This is a genomic window from Roseovarius litorisediminis (genome assembly GCF_900172295.1).
Classification (GTDB): Bacteria; Pseudomonadota; Alphaproteobacteria; order Rhodobacterales; family Rhodobacteraceae; genus Roseovarius; species Roseovarius litorisediminis.
In genome coordinates this window covers 216,642-232,834 of record NZ_FWFL01000002.1, presented here as the reverse complement: position 1 = coordinate 232,834, position 16,193 = coordinate 216,642, and the positions used below count along the sequence as shown (strand labels likewise).

Here is a 16,193-nt window from a genome sequence, read left to right as displayed (position 1 = left end):
GCGGCGCCTTGAGCCGCCTCTTGGAAGAGAGAAAATTAGAACCTGTCCAGCAACCGCCGCAGATAATTGCGCTCGACCTCTGGTCGCTCTCCCTCTCCCGAGCGACGGCGGATCTCGTCCAGCAACTCGCGCGCACGGCGGTAAACGTCTTCACCCTGCAGCAAGCTGTCTTGTGTGCCAACCTGACCGCCCTGTCCCGGCGTCCGCCCCAACGGGTCAGAGCCTTGCTCGCCCAATTGCCCAAAGGCCTCGCCCTGCCCGCCGGCGTTCTGGTTTTCTTCGGCCAAAGCCTCACCCATATTGCGCATACCATCCCGAAGGGCTTCCATTGCCTCGGACTGACGGTCTATCGCTTCGGCCAGATCCTCGGAGCGCAGCGACTCTTCAGCGCCTTCCATTGCGCGCCCGGCCCGGTCCAGCGCGTCGCGGGCACGCTCTCCGGCTTCGCCACCCATACCCGGTAAATTACCACGTTGCCGTTCAAGTTCGCGGCGCAGGGCCTCTTGCCGGTCAGCAAGTGAACCTTGACCATTCTCTGCCTGCTGATTGCCATCCTCTGCACCGTTACCCTGACCTTGTCCCTCATGGCTTTGGCCGCGGCCTTCGCCACCACTCTGGCCCTCATTGCTTTGTGACTGCCCGGATTGCGAGTTGGGGTTGAACTGTTCCTGCAAATCCCGGAACGCCTGATCTGAAAGGCCCTGCTGGTTACGCAAAGTTTCGGCCAGCCCTTCCATCGCCTGTTGCCCGGGTGATTGACCGTTCTGTCCCTGACCTTCGGTCACGCGCAGATTTTCCATCATTTCCTGGAATTCCTCCAAGGCCTGCTGCGCCTCGGCGAACCTACCCTGTTCCATCAATTCCTGGATCCGGTCCATCATGTCCTGCAGATCCTGTTGCGACATCTGCATCATGTCCTGCGGGGTTTGCCCCCGCTGGTCTGTACCGTCTTCACGCTGAGCCTGCTGCGATTTCTGCCGCAGGTAATCCTGTGTCGCATCCCGCAGTTCCTGCATCAGGCGTGCGATTTCCTCATCCGTCGCGCCATTCTTCATGGCTTCGGACAACCTTTCCTGCGCCTCACGCATACGTTCAAGCGCATCACCTATATCGCCATCTTCCAACAGCACGGCCAGATCCCACAGCGCTTGTGCAATCTCATCGCGGGCGTCCTCATCCAGACTGTTCAAACTCACCCGTGTTTCGAGTTTGCGCAAAATCATGCGAAACCGCAGATACGATGTTTCCGACCGGAAAAGCCCCGGTTCGGGCTTGTAGGAAATAGCCCGCAAAACCTGAGTGACACGGTGACCATTGATGCGCGACCATAACAGGTCGCGGCGTTGCTCGATCACCGCCGCCGCCAGCGGATCAAAGAACCGCCGCGCCGGTAGCTTCATCTGCAAAGTCTCACTTGTGCCGTCCTGATCAACGGCATCCTTGACCCTCAAACTCAACGTCACCGGCAGATGCGCCCAGGGATGTTGGGAAAGGTTCTCGATCAACCTCTCAGAAAATGCTGCGCGGTCACCCGTGATCGGCATAGGCAGATCCAGCTGGATAGGTTCGCGAGGCTCGGGCTCTGCCTGTAGCCCGTACTTCCGGTCGACCTGCGCCAGATCCAGATTGAAGATGGCAGTTCCCCCTGTCACACCATAGTCATCACGCGCCCGAAAGGGCTGACTCATCTGCCCATCGAAGGTGGTCTTGACGCCCTCTTCCATAAATTCAACGGCTGGCGGGGTATCGGCTTTGGCAAAAACCTTCCATTCCCGACCGCCCGGCCCGTCAATTCGCAGCTCGCCGTTTCGAAGAATGTCAAAGCTTTGATCGGAATCTGTTGCGGCCCCTACCTCGCCGGTACGCTCGGATACCGTTTCAGACAAATTCAATGCACCGACCTCGCCATACAGGCGTACGGTCACACGGCTGCCGCTGGGAACACTGATTTGCCCCTCAAGATCATTCAGGTAAAGGCTTGGCAGACCAGTATAAGCAGGCGGGTCAACCCACCCCTCCCAGGCGGGCCCCGCGGCAAGTTGCGGCGCGTTCCCGGACGTCATTGTACCTACACTGCCAACGCGCCAGACCGAACCAAACAAAAGCGCTACCAGCAAACCCAACAGCGCCACATACCGAAGCCCGAATGTGTCATACCGTGACAACTTCAAATCAGGGCTTACGGCATGCGCTTTTGCCGCCCGCTCGGTCATCCGTGATTGATGCGCCTGCCACAGCCTTTCCGAGGCCAAATCGCCCTTGCCAATGGCCTGTGCGTCCGCCAGTGCGGCCAACGGATGCCCAGGCAACGCCGCATCCATGCGCGCCACCGCTTCGGCACGACGCGGCCAGCGGAACCGAGCAATACCAAACCCCGCAAACACAACCAACGCCAGACCAGCCAGCATCAGAGTGACCCAGACGACCTCGACCGGCAGCACTTCGTGCAGCCCCAGCATCAGCGCGGCAGCGCTTGCTGCAAGCACTGTCCAGAATGGCCAGAACGCGCGCACCAGCCTCTCGGCAATCAACCCTGCCCAGGTTAGGCTCAGGGGCCTTCGCAACCGGTTCAGCACCGTAGTGATAGGTCTTTCTTGGTTTGGCATGATCCGCACAATTTCAGGGCCCGGACGCGCCTATCGCATCACAGCCATTCAGGGATGGTATCGCGATTTATCATCTCGTCAAAGGTCGGTCTTTGTCGAATGACGGCGAATTGATGCTCATGCACCAGAACTTCGGGGATCAGCGGGCGGGTATTATACTCGCTCGACATCACCGCGCCGTAGGCACCAGCACTGCGAAACACCAAAAGATCACCTGCTTTCACTGGCGGCATCATGCGCTGTTTGGCAAAAGTATCGCCAGACTCGCAAACCGGCCCAACGATATCATAGGGCGTCTGCTCGGCACCGGCTGTGGGCTCGATCACCGGAATGATATCGTGATGGGCGTCATACATCGCCGGGCGAATCAAGTCATTCATCGCCCCGTCAAGGATAAGAAAATTCCGCCCTTCACCGGATTTTACATAGATCACCTCGGACACCATGATGCCAGCGTTTCCAGCCACCAGGCGCCCGGGCTCGATCTCGATCTCACACCCCAGATGCCCCAGGGTTTCCTTGATCAGGCTCCCGTATTCGGTGGGCAGCGGAGGCGCCTCATTGGATCGAGTATAAGGAATGCCCAGTCCACCGCCCAGATCCAACCGCTGTATGTCATGGCCATCAGCACGCAGGGTTTCGGTGAGTTCAGCCACTTTTTGGTATGCCAGCCTGAATGGCTCCAACTCGGTCAACTGGCTGCCGATATGCACATCTATCCCGATCACCTGTAAACCCGGCATGGTGGCTGCTTCAGCATAAACTTCGCGCGCGCGGCTGATTGGAATGCCAAACTTGTTCTCGGACTTGCCTGTGGCAATCTTGGCATGGGTCTTGGCGTCAACATCGGGGTTCACCCGCACTGTAATGGGTGCCACTTTGCCCATTTCAACAGCCACGTCGTTCAACGCGACCATTTCTGGTTCGCTTTCGACGTTGAATTGACGAATTCCGCCCGCAAGCGCGATTCGCATTTCGTCACGCGTCTTCCCGATGCCCGAAAAAACGATCTTTTCTCCCGGTACACCAGCGGAAATTGCGCGCGCATATTCACCGCCCGAAACCACATCCATTCCGGCGCCCAATGCGGAAAGAGTCTTCAATATCGCCTGATTACTGGCGGCTTTCATGGCATAGCATACCAGATGCGGCATGCCTTCCAGGGCTTCATCGAACAGGCGAAAATGCCGCTCCAGCGTGGCGGTGGAATAGCAATAAAACGGCGTACCAACCTGGGCCGCGATTTCCGCCACCGGCACATCTTCGGCAAAAAGCTCGCCGTTGCGGTAATTGAAATGATCCATGGCCCTCGTCCTTACCTCTGGGCTGCGTCATATCAAAGCGCCCAAACAATGCAATTGCAGGTGCCACGCCCCTGCGTCTTCTTGGTAAAATAGTCAGGGATTGCGGCACCTACCGCCACGACCCGTCTGGTTATAGGCCCACACCGACCCCAACGCTGACATTGCCCACACTAGCGCCTACGCTGGTTGAGGTGTGCACCCCATGGCTGCCCACTCCGATGTTGGTATTCATTGACGGTCGGATCGGCTCCCCATCCACGCCGCAGCCTGCCAATGCTGTCAGAGCGACGACTAAAACAGCAATTCTCATGCCAAAATCTCCTTCCAGCGTGTGATCTGCGCCCGCACCCGGGCCGGTGCTGTCCCACCATAGCTTACACGAGACGCGACCGAGTTGTGGACCCCAAGAACATCAAACACGTCCTCGCGGATGTTTTTGTGCACCGATTGCATATCTTCAAGGCTCAGATCAGGCAGGTCACACCCTTTCTTTTCGGCCATCGCCACGAGCGAGCCGGTCACATGATGTGCCTCACGGAAGGGCATATCCAACACCCGAACCAACCAGTCGGCCAGATCAGTTGCGGTGGAAAACCCACTGCCCGCTGCCGCTTCGAGGTTTTCAACATTCGCGGACATGTCGCGCACCATGCCTTCCATAGCAGCCAACGCCAGCATAATGTTGTCAGCGGCATCAAAAACCTGTTCCTTGTCTTCCTGCATGTCCTTGGAATAGGCCATAGGCAGGCCCTTCATTACCGTCATCAGGGCCACATTGGCCCCGAAAATCCGTCCGATCTTGGCGCGGATCAGCTCGGCGGCATCGGGGTTTTTCTTTTGTGGCATGATAGATGAACCGGTTGAAAACCGATCACTCAACGCCACAAACCGGAACTGCGCCGACGACCAGATCACCAATTCTTCGGCCATTCTGCTCAGGTGCATGGCGCAAATGCTGGCCGCAGCCAGAAATTCCAGCGCAAAATCCCGGTCGCTGACAGCGTCTAGGGAATTGGCAGCAGGTCGGTCAAAGCCAAGGGCATTTGCCGTCATGTCCCGGTCAATCGGAAAAGACGTACCGGCCAGCGCCGCGGCCCCAAGCGGGCATTCATTCATCCGTCGGCGGGCATCGCGGATGCGCGACAAATCCCGCGCAAACATTTCTACATAGGCCATCATGTGATGCCCCCAGGTCACTGGCTGTGCCACTTGCAGGTGGGTAAAGCCCGGCATGACCCAATCGGCACCCGCCTCGGCCTGCACCAACAATGCCCGCATCAACGCCTGCAGCGCACCATCAACCGCATCAAGCTGGTCCCGTACCCAGAGTTTGAAATCAGTCGCCACCTGATCGTTCCTGCTGCGACCCGTATGCAGACGCCCTGCAGGTTCGCCAATTATGTCTTTTAGTCGCGCCTCGACATTCATGTGAATGTCTTCCAGAGCGGTCGAAAACTGAAATTTTCCACCCTCAATTTCTGACAAGACCGTGAGAAGACCTTCCCTCATAGCACTGGCATCACTATCACTGACAATGCCTGTGGCCGCCAACATGGCGGCATGGGCCCTTGATCCGGCGATATCCTGTGCCGCCATCCGCTTGTCGAACCCGATTGATGCATTAATTGCTTCCATGATCGCGTCCGGCCCGGCGGCAAAGCGGCCGCCCCACATCTGGTTCGAGGTCTTGTCAGTCATGTCTTTTGCCCTTCGGAGGGATTTATGAAAATCTTTCGTTTGATCGTCCTTTATATGGCTGTTGCGCTTGGTGCAAACATGGGTTTTGCCGATACTACCGCCCTTGAAGCCCTGCGTGACGGGGATATGAAGAAACTCAACTTCCATACCCAACCCAAAGCCGTCTCAGATGCCAGGTTTGAACGTGAAGATGGAAGTCAGGGTACATTGGCTGATTTTCGTGGAAAATACACCGTCCTGAACTTCTGGGCCACGTGGTGCGCACCCTGCCGCGCTGAAATGCCGATGCTGTCAGACCTTCAAACCCGGATGGGTGGCGAAAATTTTCAGGTTATTACCATCGCCACCGGGCGTAATCCCGCCCCCGCGATGAAGAAGTTCTTTGATGAAATCGGCGTCAGCAACCTGCCCCTGCACCGCGACCCGCAAAGCGCACTTGCCCGCGAAATGGGCGTTTTCGGCCTGCCAATTACCGTTTTGCTAGACAAAAACGGCATGGAAATCGGCCGCCTTCTGGGCGACGCCGAATGGAACTCGGACAGCGCTCAGTCCATCATCCAGGCACTGATCGACGGGGCGGATGCCACGTAAGGCCAGAACCTGCCGTTCCATCTGTCAGGCGCGACAGCTTTGTGGCGCTTTCTGCCATAAGACGCCCTACTAAATGGTTGGAGTCTGGCCTTGAGCCGCCGCTGCACCTGCTCGGAACCAAGGCCATTCGCTATCAATCTTCAGAATTTCAGACAGTGCTGATACAGGCTCAAACCCGGCAGTCGCCAGCCATCCGATCTTGCATATTAAAACCGAACCAGTCACTTGCTCAGAGTTGCGTCAGGCAGAATAAAACCCGCAAAACCGGCCCCGTCCCATTAACCTCTCAACGTCGGGACGTCGGCCATACCCAAGCCATAGGTGCCCCATATCCTGTCGTCGCGGTCTCAAACGGCGGGCCTTACCCCACAGTGCGCCCAAGTCATCACGGGTTCTGCAATCCTCTTGCCCGGCTCCCGCAAAAGCCCTAAAGCCGCTCCATGCTTGATGATCATGACGATATCCATCCGCTTTTTTCCGAGGCGCCCTCAAGCACCGAGTTTAAAAAGCTGCGCAAACGCATTGTTCGCCAGACCCGCGAGGCGATTGAACAGTACGGCATGATTCAAAACGATGCCCGCTGGCTGGTGTGCCTGTCTGGCGGCAAGGACAGCTACACGCTTCTGGCGGTCCTTTATGAACTGAAATGGCGCGGTTTGCTGCCCGTCGAGCTGCTGGCCTGTAACCTGGATCAGGGGCAGCCCGGTTTCCCGGCGACGGTATTGCCAAAATTCCTGTCCGATCGCGATGTGCCCCACCGGATCGAGTATCAGGACACGTATTCGATCGTGGTCGATAAAGTACCCGCCGGACGCACTTATTGTGCGCTATGTTCCCGCCTTCGCAGGGGAAACCTTTATCGTATCGCCCGCGAAGAAGGATGTTCGGCGGTCGTTCTGGGTCATCATCGTGACGATATCCTCGAGACCTTTTTCATGAACCTTTTTCACGGTGGGCGGCTGGCTACGATGCCACCTAAACTAGTGAATGAAGAGGGCGACCTTTTTGTCTACCGCCCGCTGGCCCATGTCGCCGAAGCGGATTGCGAAAAGTTTGCCAAGGCCATGAACTACCCGATCATCCCCTGCGATCTTTGCGGGTCACAGGACGGTCTGCAGCGACAGCAAGTAAAACAAATCCTGGATGGCTGGGAAAAAAACGCACCCGGTCGCCGTCAGGTCATGTTTCGCGCCCTGATGAACGCCCGCCCCTCGCACCTGCTTGATCCAAAGCTTTTCGATTTTGCAGGGCTTGGGACAAATTCCCTAAAACTTGAAGGAAATCCCGAGGGGTTGCCGAAATTGCGTTAAGCGCGTGTTGAGACCCGACGGATAGCTTTGGCTTGTATTCTCGCGATTCAGGAAATGCTTTCGCATCTTTGCAGCAAACTATCGAATATCTGGCCGACACTGATATCCGCCTTGTCCGGGCGGCATCTTCTGGCATTTCTGCCAGCATTTGTACTGGTCGGATTCTGGCTGGGCGGTGAAATACTGTTAGTGGCTGTGGCGTTGGGATTTCCATTTTTCCAATACATTTTCCAACATTTCCTCTCCGGAAACCCAAACCAAAATGCGCCTCATTTCGCTGAATTCGGTGGCAACAATATCCACAAGACGTTGGATGGTTTTTTGGCCGAAACCCGAAAAACCAATCAAAAAACTGCTTGTTTCCTCATTGAAATTGATGACTTCCATGCGATCCACGAGCGGTACGGTCAGCAAGCGGCTGAAGATGTCATGAGCCTGTGTGCTAAGCGTTTGCAGAGTGCCATCCGAACAAGGGACCAAGTGATCCCTTTGCCCATTCGTCAGATCGGGGTCGCTACTGCGCCGGTAAAACACCTGAACCTCGAAACTTGTCTGCAAATGGCCTCGCGCTTTCAGGCTGCCGTTGAAGAACCAATCGCGCTGGACACCACCACAATCTATCTGTCGGTTTCAGTTGGGTTTTGCATGACCACGGACATCGCCAGTCCATCAGGCAAATCCCTTGTGGATTCAGCAACCCTTGCGCTGCGCGAAGCGCTTAGGCATGGGCCATCTGCCCTTAGGGCTTATTCACAAGGGATGGGTGACTTTCAGGCCTGCCCGCACCTTTTAGCGGATGAGATCAAAAAGGCGCTGGATGCTGGCCAATTCCAAGCGTGGTATCAGCCCCAAATCTCAACCGACACCGGACAGGTCACTGGATTTGAAGCCTTGGCACGTTGGATGCACCCTGACCACGGCATGATTGCACCAATCGAGTTTCTTCCTGCTATCGAAGCATCAGGTAGCATCGAGCGGCTGGGTGAGGTCATGCTTTTTCAGGCCCTAACTGCCCTGAGCAGATGGGACCAACTGGGGTTCAATGTCCCTCATATCGGTGTGAATTTTTCTTCGTCTGAATTGCAAAACCCCCGCTTGGTGGAAAAGATAGAATGGCAGCTTGACCGGTTCGAACTGAAACCCGATCGGCTTGCTGTCGAAATACTTGAGACCGTCATAGGCATATCCCCCAAAGACATGGTAACACGCAACATAAGCGCGCTGGCAACACTGGGTTGCCTGATTGATCTTGACGATTTCGGAACCGGCCACGCCTCAATCTCATCGATCAGACGTTTTGCGGTGCAACGGCTAAAAATAGATCGCTCTTTCGTTTTGAAAATTGATCAGGACCCTGAACAACAGCGCATGGTTTCGGCAATCCTTGTAATGTCCGAAAGCCTAGGGCTCGATTCTCTGGCCGAGGGCGTCGAAAGCGCAGGGGAACATGCCATGTTGGCACAGTTGGGGTGCAGACATGTTCAGGGATTCGGGATCGGCCGACCAATGCCATTCGATATGACTGCCGATTGGATGAATGCACATTTGTCGAAACTCTCGAAGGCGCCGACGATCGGACGTCATACAGGTTAAAGATACTGCCGCACAGCCTGCGAATTGTAGGTTTTCCCCGAATCCCCTTGACCTTTTGATCAGCACTCTGTTGAACCCCCCTGACATGAAACAGATAAGTGACCATCGGTGATGGACGATCAGAACAAGAATCTAATCCTCGCAACTGCGCTAAGCTTCATCGTTATTATGGTGTGGTTTGTGATGTTTCCGCCGCCGGAAACGCAATCAGTGGATCCGAATGCCCCTGCGGTAGTCGCCACCGATACTGCGATAACGCCGTCTGTGGATACTTCGGGCGAAAAGAGTGCCACATCTACCGCTGAGGTCACAGAGGCAACCGCCCCCGAAGCGCCACGTCTGGAAATCGATACCCCCAGCCTGAAAGGGACTCTGTCGTTGCAGGGTGGTCGAATTGACGACCTGTCGTTGAAGAATTATCGTGAAACGCTGGATCCCGGCTCTGATATCGTACATTTGCTAAAACCTGTCGGCAGCGATGCGCCCTATTATGCCCTGTTCGGTTGGGCGCCCGGCGCAGGTCTGAATGCCGAGCAAGTGCCAAACGCCAACACAATCTGGCAGGTCGAAGCCGGAGAAAAACTGACTCCTGACACTCCCGTCACGCTGAAATGGGACAACGGAGCGGGGCAGGTGTTCAAACGCCAGATCAGCGTTGACGCCGATTTTATGTTCGAAATTTCCCAAACCGTTGAAAACTCGGGCACTAGCAGCGTCTCAATGGCGCCCTACGGTATCCTCGCCCGGCATGGAATGCCGGCCGATCTGAAAAACTTCTTCATCCTCCACGAAGGTGGGATTCGGATGATCGACGGCGAACTGACCGAATCCGATTATGAAGATTTCGAACCTGCAAGCGCCCTGAAAGAAATCGCAGTCGAGGCCGATGGCTGGACCGGATTTACCGATCACTTCTGGATGGCCACCCTGATACCCCAAAATGAATCTGGTGCGAAAATAAGCACTTTTCACGATGCACGCCGCGACATCTATCAAACAAACTCAAAACTCCGCACTGAAACGCTTGCCCCCGGTGAAACGGCGACAGTGCACACACGACTGTTTGCCGGCGCCAAGGAATGGGACACAATCCGTTCCTACCAAAACCAGGCCAACGTGGAAGGGTTTCTTGATTCAATCGATTGGGGTTGGTTCTTTTTCCTGACCAAGCCAATCTTCTGGCTGCTGCACAATCTGAACGCCCTGATCGGGAATATGGGCTGGTCGATCATCGCCCTGACTCTGATTATCAAGGCCGCGTTGCTTCCTCTGGCTTTCAAATCCTACGTCTCGATGGCGAAGATGAAAGAGCTGCAACCGCGTATGGAAGAGCTCAAAGCCGCCGCCGGCGACGACCGCCAGCAATTGCAAAAAAGCATGATGGAGCTTTACAAGAAAGAAAAGGTCAACCCGGCGTCAGGCTGCCTGCCAATTCTGCTCCAGATCCCGATCTTCTTCTCGCTCTACAAAGTAATCTTCGTCACGCTTGAACTGCGCCATGCCCCCTGGATCGGCTGGATCAAGGACCTTTCAGCGCCAGACCCGTCGTCACTCTACAATCTGTGGGGCGCCCTGCCATGGGGCACACCCGAGCCCGGATCAATCCTGGCGCTCATCTTCATTGGTATTCTGCCGCTTCTGCTGGGCATCTCGATGTGGCTTCAGCAAAAGCTGAACCCGGCCCCGACTGATCCGACGCAACAGATGATCTTCGCATGGATGCCTTGGGTCTTCATGTTCATGCTGGGCAGCTTTGCCAGCGGACTGGTCGTATATTGGATTGCAAACAACACGATCACCTTTACCCAGCAATATCTGATCATGCGCAGCCAGGGCTATAAACCCGACGTGTTTGGCAACATCGTCTCCAGCTTCAAACGCAAGCCCAAACCAAAACCGGACGACAAGTAATGCCTCGGGTCTGTGCCCTCTGGCGCCACCCTATCAAGGGGCACGGACGCGAGGCGTTGGAACGCGTCACCCTGACCAAAGGCCACTCCATGCCATGGGACAGGCTTTGGGCCGTAGCGCATGATGCGGCCCACGTAGGTGAAGATGCATGGGCCCCTTCGGTCAACTGGTCTCGCGGTTCCAAGAACGGCGCGCTGATGGCGATCAATACCCGCACCGATGAGGGCACAAACACCCTCACGCTCAGCCACCCCGAACTTGCTGATCTCACCTTCAACCCCGATACTGATCAGGCGGCATTTCTTGATTGGGTCCGCCCGCTGATGCCTACCGACCGAGCTCAATCCGCCTGCATCCATAAGGTTGAAGGGCGCGGCATGACAGATACCGATTATCCTTCGGTCAGCCTGATAAACATGGCTTCAAATGCCGACCTGTCGGAAAAGATGGGGCAAGAGGTTTCACCTTTGCGCTGGCGCTGCAATATCCACCTTGAAAATCTCGAACCCTGGGAAGAGTTCGACTGGATTGGCAAAACGCTGCGCATCGGCAGCGCCAAGGTCACCATAAGAGAACCGATCCTGCGATGCCTGGCGACAACCGCAAATCCCGCAACAGGTGTCCGTGATCTCGATACACTTGGGGCATTGAACAAATTCTGGCGCCACCAGAATTTTGGCGTCTATGCCGAAGTTACGACCACGGGCGACATCTCTGTCGGCGACAAGGCTGTTGTTCTCTGATGCAGCTTTCGTTTCCCATCGCCGAAGAACCGGACGAGCAGACCAGCGAACTGGGCCGGAAGCTTTTCGCCGGTCAGGTCGATTTTCTGAAAGGTGTTGTTGCAATGTCGGGTCTGCCCGATGCCGACCGGACCGAGGTCTGCTTTGCTGGCCGTTCCAACGTTGGTAAATCAAGCCTGATCAATGCGCTGACAGGGCGCAAAGCTTTGGCGCGGGCCTCAAATACGCCAGGGCGTACACAGGAAATCAACTACTTCACCCTGGGCGAAAACCATTTTCTGGTCGATCTGCCTGGCTACGGGTTTGCAAATGCCCCCCTGCCGGTTGTTGAAAAATGGCAGGCCCTGCTGAAAAGATACCTCTCCGGTCGGCAAACCCTGCGCCGCGCTTTTGTTCTGGTTGACGCCCGCCATGGTATCAAACCCGTAGACGAAGAAATCATGACCCTGCTCGACAGCGCCGCCGTTACATTTCAATGCGTGCTGACAAAAATCGACAAGGTCAGGCCGAAAGACCTTGAAATAACCCTCAGGCAGGTCCGCGAAAAGCTTGCCCCACATCCGGCGGCCTTTCCCGAAATTATCCTGACATCCAGTGAAAAAGGCGACGGCCTGTCCACGCTGCGTGCCACAATCGCCACGATCAAGTGACTGGGTAGGCCTGTACCGTGGTCCCTTCCCCCCATGGGGAAGGACAGGTTGGGGGTCAGGTTACCTCTTGCGCGTTAGCGCACATGCGGGGATAAACCCCGCAACGAGGACAACAAGATGAAGAAACGTGACATGAACCGCAACTGGATCGCCACCGCCCGGACACTATCCGAGGCACTGCCCTATCTGCAGCGCTACACAGGCGCGATTGTCGTCATAAAGCTGGGTGGCCACGCCATGGGCAGCGACGAAGCCATGGAAACTTTTGCCCGCGACGTGGTTCTGATGCAGCAGGTCGGCGTAAACCCGGTAATCGTTCATGGCGGCGGCCCGATGATCAACGAGATGTTGAAAAAGCTGGATATACAATCCGAGTTTGTGAATGGGAAACGCGTCACCGATGAAGCCACCATGGAAGTGGTGGAAATGGTTTTGTCCGGGCGGGTGAACAAACGCATCGTGCAGGCGATTAATGCACAGGGTGGCAAAGCTGTTGGCCTGTCTGGCAAAGATGCCAATCTGATCATCTGTGATCCGGCGGATCCAAAGCTGGGGTTGGTCGGCGAACCGACTGAAATCAAACCTCAATTCTTACACACACTGTTCAACGATGATGCCATCCCGGTGATCGCCCCCTTGGGTGCAGGTCGCAATGGTGAAACCTATAACATCAACGGCGACACCGCTGCGGGTGCCATCGCTGCCGCACTCAAGGCTGACCGGCTGTTGCTTCTGACCGATATTGACGGTGTGCGTGACGCCAGCGGAGAAGTCGTGACCGAACTCACCGCTGACCAGATCCGGGCGATGACCCGTGATGGCATTATTGCAGGCGGCATGATTCCCAAAACTGAAACAGCGCTGGCTGCAATTGAGGGTGGCGTTCGGGCTGTTGTCATTCTCGACGGTCGTGCACCCAATGCCACATTGCTTGAGCTTTATACCGAACACGGTGCCGGGTCGTTGATCCGCGCCAGATAACTTATGCGTCATTACGCAGGCTATGCTTGCGTAAAACGCGATTAAGTTTAGGTATGAGCCATGGAAAATGAAGCTCTTATTCGCTTGGCCGTTTTTGCTGGCCTCTTCACCCTGTTTGCAACGATTGAGGCGCTGGTGCCACGCCGCGAACGCAACCAGCCACGCAGCACTCGCTGGGTCACGAACTGGGCCATTACCATCGTCGACACGATCACACTGCGCCTGCTGGCCTTGATGCTGCCATTACTGGCCGTTGGCGCAGCCATGGACGCAGGTAACAATGGTTGGGGGCTGTTCAACAAGTTGGAACTGCCGCTATGGATAACAATTGTTGCCACTGTTCTGGTCTTTGATCTGGCGATATGGGCGCAACATCTGATCACCCATAAAATACCAATTTTATGGCGCTTTCATCGGGTTCACCATTCGGATCGTGATATCGATGTGACCACCGCCATCCGTTTTCATCCGATGGAAATCGCGTTCTCAATGTTACTGAAAATCGGGCTTGTTTATCTTTTGGGACCACCCGCAGTCGGGGTCATTCTGTTCGAAATCATTCTGAATGGAACGGCCATGTTCAACCACGCAAATATCAAACTGCCATTGTGGCTGGATGCGATTGTAAGATTGGTTCTGGTAACACCGGACATGCACCGCGTGCATCATTCGGACATGCGGCATGAGCATGACAGCAACTACGGATTTTCCCTTTCGATCTGGGACCGGATGTTCGGTACCTACATTGCGCAGCCGGAAAAAGGACATGACGGAATGACCATCGGATTGCAGTGGCAGGATGATCGTCCGTCAAAATTGGGGTGGTCTCTGATGTTACCATTTCGACGGAAATGAAGCTTCAAAACATTGATATCGCTTCTTATTCTGAAAATCTTTGCGTCTTTGGCGCGCTGCACTGCGCGCCCGGTGATCTGAACGACGATATTCAGACACTGGTCCTGCTTGGTCCAAGGGAACCTGGATTCTGGGCCCATTTCACCGCCTCCCCGGAATACCGGGACCGGCTGGATGACCCGCTGGATCGATGGTCGTCAAGGGTCATTTCTGATCTGGCCAAGACACTGAATGCCAAAGCTTATTTTCCGTTTGGCGGGCCACCATACCAACCGTTTATCCAATGGGCCACGAAAAGTGGGCGGGCTTTTATCTCGCCGGTGGGGTTGCTGGTGCATGATGTGGCAGGGTTGATGGTGTCGTATCGCGGGGCCTTGGGGTTTCGGGAACAGCTGGATTTGCCTGAAATCAGCGAAAACCCTTGTATAAAATGCGAAAACAAGCCCTGTATAACTGCTTGTCCGGTTGATGCATTAAGACCTGAAAATTATGATGTTGCGGCCTGCAAAACTGATCTTGATCAACCGGAAAATCATTGTATGTCAAAGGGTTGCGCCACTCGTCGGGCTTGCCCGATCAGCCAGTCCTATGGCCGGACAGAAGAGCAGTCGGCATTTCATATGGAGGCGTTCAAATGAAGCGTTTGATTTTGATGCGGCATGCCAAATCCAGCTGGGGACAACCGGGGCTGGATGATCATGAGAGGCCGTTGAATGGGCGGGGCCGACGCGCTGCAGGCGCGCTTGGATCTTGGTTGAAATCAAGCAATTATATTCCAGATCAGATACTTAGCTCGACTTCAGCGCGCACGAAAGAGACCTGTGCGCTGCTTGGGTTTGATAGCCCGAAAAATTTTCTGGACAGTCTTTATCTTGCCGGACCCGGGCGGATGTTGGAAGAATTGCGCAAGGCTTCCGGAAGTGTGGTTCTGATGCTGGGGCATAATCCCGGCATCGCTTTTTTTGCTGGCGATTTGGTAGCCGCGACACCGGACCACCCCAGATTCAGCGATTTCCCCACCTGTGCGACACTAGTGGTTGATTTTCAAATCGATGACTGGGCAGATCTGAAACCGGGCACCGGACAGTTAAAAGCCTTTGTGATTCCGAAGGAATTGACCGACTGAATTTCGTACGCTCTGTTCGTTTCGTACGTGGATTCCGTACGCATTTCCGGGTGGCAGAGCTGGCAGGCGTACAAAACGTTCGCTTCAGCCGCTTTCCGGATTTGCCAGGACGTGATCCCGCCCGATCGCAACGCGGCTTGTATTACGTTCGGGCCTACCCTAAAAAAACCTGCATCTGATCTGGAGATTTTATGCCCCGCGCATAACAGGCTGCGACCAGCCGACCGCACGACTGTAAAACGCGAACGCCGCACCGATAAACCGGGCGGTGGCTTTGACAGTGTGACATCCACTTACAACAAAAATTTATGGCTGCAACTTGCAGGCCCTCAAAAGGATGACTCTGACAATGATCAGACCCTATTCGCCGGACGACAAAACTATTGTCCTGTCCATCTGGCGTGAAACAAGCGCTTTTGCCCACCCTTTCCTGACCCCGGAATTCACGGACCAGGCCGAAGCGATGATCCGGGATGTGTTTCTTGACATGGCCGAGGTATGGATCGCTGAACAGCACAAGCATTCGGTGGGGTTCATCGCCCTCATCGGCAACGAGATTGGTGGGCTTTTCCTGCGCCCGGAATATCATGGGTTAGGAATTGGCCGGGCTTTGATGGACCATGCCCTCAGACAAAAGGGCACATTGGAACTTGAAGTCTTTACCCAAAACAACGCAGGGCGACGGTTTTATCGGCGCTGCGGCTTTGTCGAAGGCGCCGAGCGTCTGGACGAAGCTTCGGGGCAGAAGGTGATGCGAATGTCATTTTCCAACCCATGAGTTTGTCAGGGTAAAGGTTTATGTCAACCTTGCGCAAAAAAGACCCC

The 16,193-nt window shown here is 55.4% G+C and carries 16 protein-coding genes; 11 read left to right on the top strand and 5 right to left on the bottom strand.

Annotated elements, in window-relative coordinates; genetic code table 11:
• Positions 1–35: 35 nt before the first annotated feature.
• The 4 genes from PEL8287_RS04470 to argH form a co-directional block, all read right to left on the bottom strand.
• The gene (locus PEL8287_RS04470; RefSeq protein WP_085891160.1) at positions 36–2,606 is read right to left on the bottom strand and encodes a TIGR02302 family protein; all 2,571 of its coding nucleotides are present in this window, start codon (positions 2,604–2,606) and stop codon (positions 36–38) included.
• Between the two features lie 38 nt (positions 2,607–2,644).
• Positions 2,645–3,910: a diaminopimelate decarboxylase gene (gene lysA / locus PEL8287_RS04465; RefSeq protein WP_085891159.1), complete on the bottom strand. Its 1,266-nt coding sequence runs from the start codon at positions 3,908–3,910 to the stop codon at positions 2,645–2,647.
• Positions 3,911–4,040: 130 nt separating this feature from the next.
• Complete coding sequence (locus PEL8287_RS04460; RefSeq protein WP_085891158.1) at positions 4,041–4,220, bottom strand: argininosuccinate lyase; 180 nt, start codon at positions 4,218–4,220, stop codon at positions 4,041–4,043.
• Positions 4,217–5,608, bottom strand: coding sequence for an argininosuccinate lyase (argH, locus tag PEL8287_RS04455; RefSeq protein ID WP_085891157.1), 1,392 nt, complete (start codon positions 5,606–5,608; stop codon positions 4,217–4,219). Before argH ends, PEL8287_RS04460 begins: the two co-directional genes overlap by 4 nt.
• Positions 5,609–5,632: 24 nt before the next feature.
• Between argH and PEL8287_RS04450 the strand changes: the two genes are divergently transcribed.
• Complete coding sequence (locus tag PEL8287_RS04450; protein ID WP_085891156.1) at positions 5,633–6,199, top strand: TlpA family protein disulfide reductase; 567 nt, start codon at positions 5,633–5,635, stop codon at positions 6,197–6,199.
• A 440-nt stretch (positions 6,200–6,639) separates the two neighbouring features.
• Positions 6,640–7,509, top strand: coding sequence for a tRNA 2-thiocytidine(32) synthetase TtcA (ttcA, locus tag PEL8287_RS04445; protein WP_085891155.1), 870 nt, complete (start codon positions 6,640–6,642; stop codon positions 7,507–7,509).
• Between the two features lie 186 nt (positions 7,510–7,695).
• On the opposite strand, the gene PEL8287_RS20505 is transcribed toward ttcA, so the two are convergent.
• On the bottom strand, positions 7,696–7,923 hold the full coding sequence (locus PEL8287_RS20505) for a hypothetical protein (protein ID WP_306372177.1): 228 nt from the start codon (positions 7,921–7,923) through the stop codon (positions 7,696–7,698).
• On the opposite strand from PEL8287_RS20505, the gene PEL8287_RS04440 reads away from it, so the two are divergent.
• From PEL8287_RS04440 to PEL8287_RS04400, 9 genes are all read left to right on the top strand, one after another.
• Positions 7,819–9,102 (top strand): putative bifunctional diguanylate cyclase/phosphodiesterase, encoded by a 1,284-nt coding sequence (locus tag PEL8287_RS04440; protein WP_306372176.1) that lies wholly within the window; start codon positions 7,819–7,821, stop codon positions 9,100–9,102. The two genes, PEL8287_RS20505 and PEL8287_RS04440, sit on opposite strands and share 105 nt — an antisense overlap.
• A 111-nt stretch (positions 9,103–9,213) precedes the next feature.
• Positions 9,214–11,013: a membrane protein insertase YidC gene (gene yidC / locus PEL8287_RS04435; RefSeq protein ID WP_085891153.1), complete on the top strand. Its 1,800-nt coding sequence runs from the start codon at positions 9,214–9,216 to the stop codon at positions 11,011–11,013.
• Positions 11,013–11,756, top strand: coding sequence for an MOSC domain-containing protein (locus PEL8287_RS04430; RefSeq protein WP_085891152.1), 744 nt, complete (start codon positions 11,013–11,015; stop codon positions 11,754–11,756). The genes yidC and PEL8287_RS04430 overlap by 1 nt, the downstream gene beginning before the upstream one ends.
• Entirely contained in the window at positions 11,756–12,406 is a 651-nt protein-coding gene (gene yihA, locus PEL8287_RS04425) for a ribosome biogenesis GTP-binding protein YihA/YsxC (RefSeq protein ID WP_085891151.1), read from the top strand. The genes PEL8287_RS04430 and yihA overlap by 1 nt, the downstream gene beginning before the upstream one ends.
• A gap of 117 nt (positions 12,407–12,523) precedes the next feature.
• Positions 12,524–13,387: an acetylglutamate kinase gene (gene argB, locus PEL8287_RS04420; protein ID WP_235862189.1), complete on the top strand. Its 864-nt coding sequence runs from the start codon at positions 12,524–12,526 to the stop codon at positions 13,385–13,387.
• 60 nt (positions 13,388–13,447) lie between these two features.
• Complete coding sequence (locus PEL8287_RS04415) at positions 13,448–14,242, top strand: sterol desaturase family protein (protein WP_085891150.1); 795 nt, start codon at positions 13,448–13,450, stop codon at positions 14,240–14,242.
• Complete coding sequence (locus PEL8287_RS04410) at positions 14,239–14,880, top strand: ferredoxin (protein WP_085891480.1); 642 nt, start codon at positions 14,239–14,241, stop codon at positions 14,878–14,880. The genes PEL8287_RS04415 and PEL8287_RS04410 overlap by 4 nt, the downstream gene beginning before the upstream one ends.
• The gene (locus tag PEL8287_RS04405) at positions 14,877–15,368 is read left to right on the top strand and encodes a SixA phosphatase family protein (protein WP_085891149.1); all 492 of its coding nucleotides are present in this window, start codon (positions 14,877–14,879) and stop codon (positions 15,366–15,368) included. The genes PEL8287_RS04410 and PEL8287_RS04405 overlap by 4 nt, the downstream gene beginning before the upstream one ends.
• A gap of 349 nt (positions 15,369–15,717) precedes the next feature.
• On the top strand, positions 15,718–16,146 hold the full coding sequence (locus tag PEL8287_RS04400) for a GNAT family N-acetyltransferase (RefSeq protein ID WP_085891479.1): 429 nt from the start codon (positions 15,718–15,720) through the stop codon (positions 16,144–16,146).
• Positions 16,147–16,193: the final 47 nt, after the last annotated feature.

Bases quoted from the DNA above. Each gene is read 5' to 3' on its own strand.
- argB (WP_235862189.1), top strand. From the start codon at position 12,524: ATGAAGAAACGTGACATGAACCGCAACTGGATCGCCACCGCCCGGACA.
- PEL8287_RS04460 (WP_085891158.1), bottom strand. From the start codon at position 4,220: ATGAGAATTGCTGTTTTAGTCGTCGCTCTGACAGCATTGGCAGGCTGC.
- PEL8287_RS04400 (WP_085891479.1), top strand. From the start codon at position 15,718: ATGATCAGACCCTATTCGCCGGACGACAAAACTATTGTCCTGTCCATC.
- PEL8287_RS04470 (WP_085891160.1), bottom strand. From the start codon at position 2,606: ATGCCAAACCAAGAAAGACCTATCACTACGGTGCTGAACCGGTTGCGA.
- PEL8287_RS04450 (WP_085891156.1), top strand. From the start codon at position 5,633: ATGAAAATCTTTCGTTTGATCGTCCTTTATATGGCTGTTGCGCTTGGT.
- yidC (WP_085891153.1), top strand. From the start codon at position 9,214: ATGGACGATCAGAACAAGAATCTAATCCTCGCAACTGCGCTAAGCTTC.
- lysA (WP_085891159.1), bottom strand. From the start codon at position 3,910: ATGGATCATTTCAATTACCGCAACGGCGAGCTTTTTGCCGAAGATGTG.
- yihA (WP_085891151.1), top strand. From the start codon at position 11,756: ATGCAGCTTTCGTTTCCCATCGCCGAAGAACCGGACGAGCAGACCAGC.
- PEL8287_RS04410 (WP_085891480.1), top strand. From the start codon at position 14,239: ATGAAGCTTCAAAACATTGATATCGCTTCTTATTCTGAAAATCTTTGC.
- PEL8287_RS04415 (WP_085891150.1), top strand. From the start codon at position 13,448: ATGGAAAATGAAGCTCTTATTCGCTTGGCCGTTTTTGCTGGCCTCTTC.
- ttcA (WP_085891155.1), top strand. From the start codon at position 6,640: ATGCTTGATGATCATGACGATATCCATCCGCTTTTTTCCGAGGCGCCC.
- PEL8287_RS04405 (WP_085891149.1), top strand. From the start codon at position 14,877: ATGAAGCGTTTGATTTTGATGCGGCATGCCAAATCCAGCTGGGGACAA.
- PEL8287_RS04430 (WP_085891152.1), top strand. From the start codon at position 11,013: ATGCCTCGGGTCTGTGCCCTCTGGCGCCACCCTATCAAGGGGCACGGA.
- argH (WP_085891157.1), bottom strand. From the start codon at position 5,608: ATGACTGACAAGACCTCGAACCAGATGTGGGGCGGCCGCTTTGCCGCC.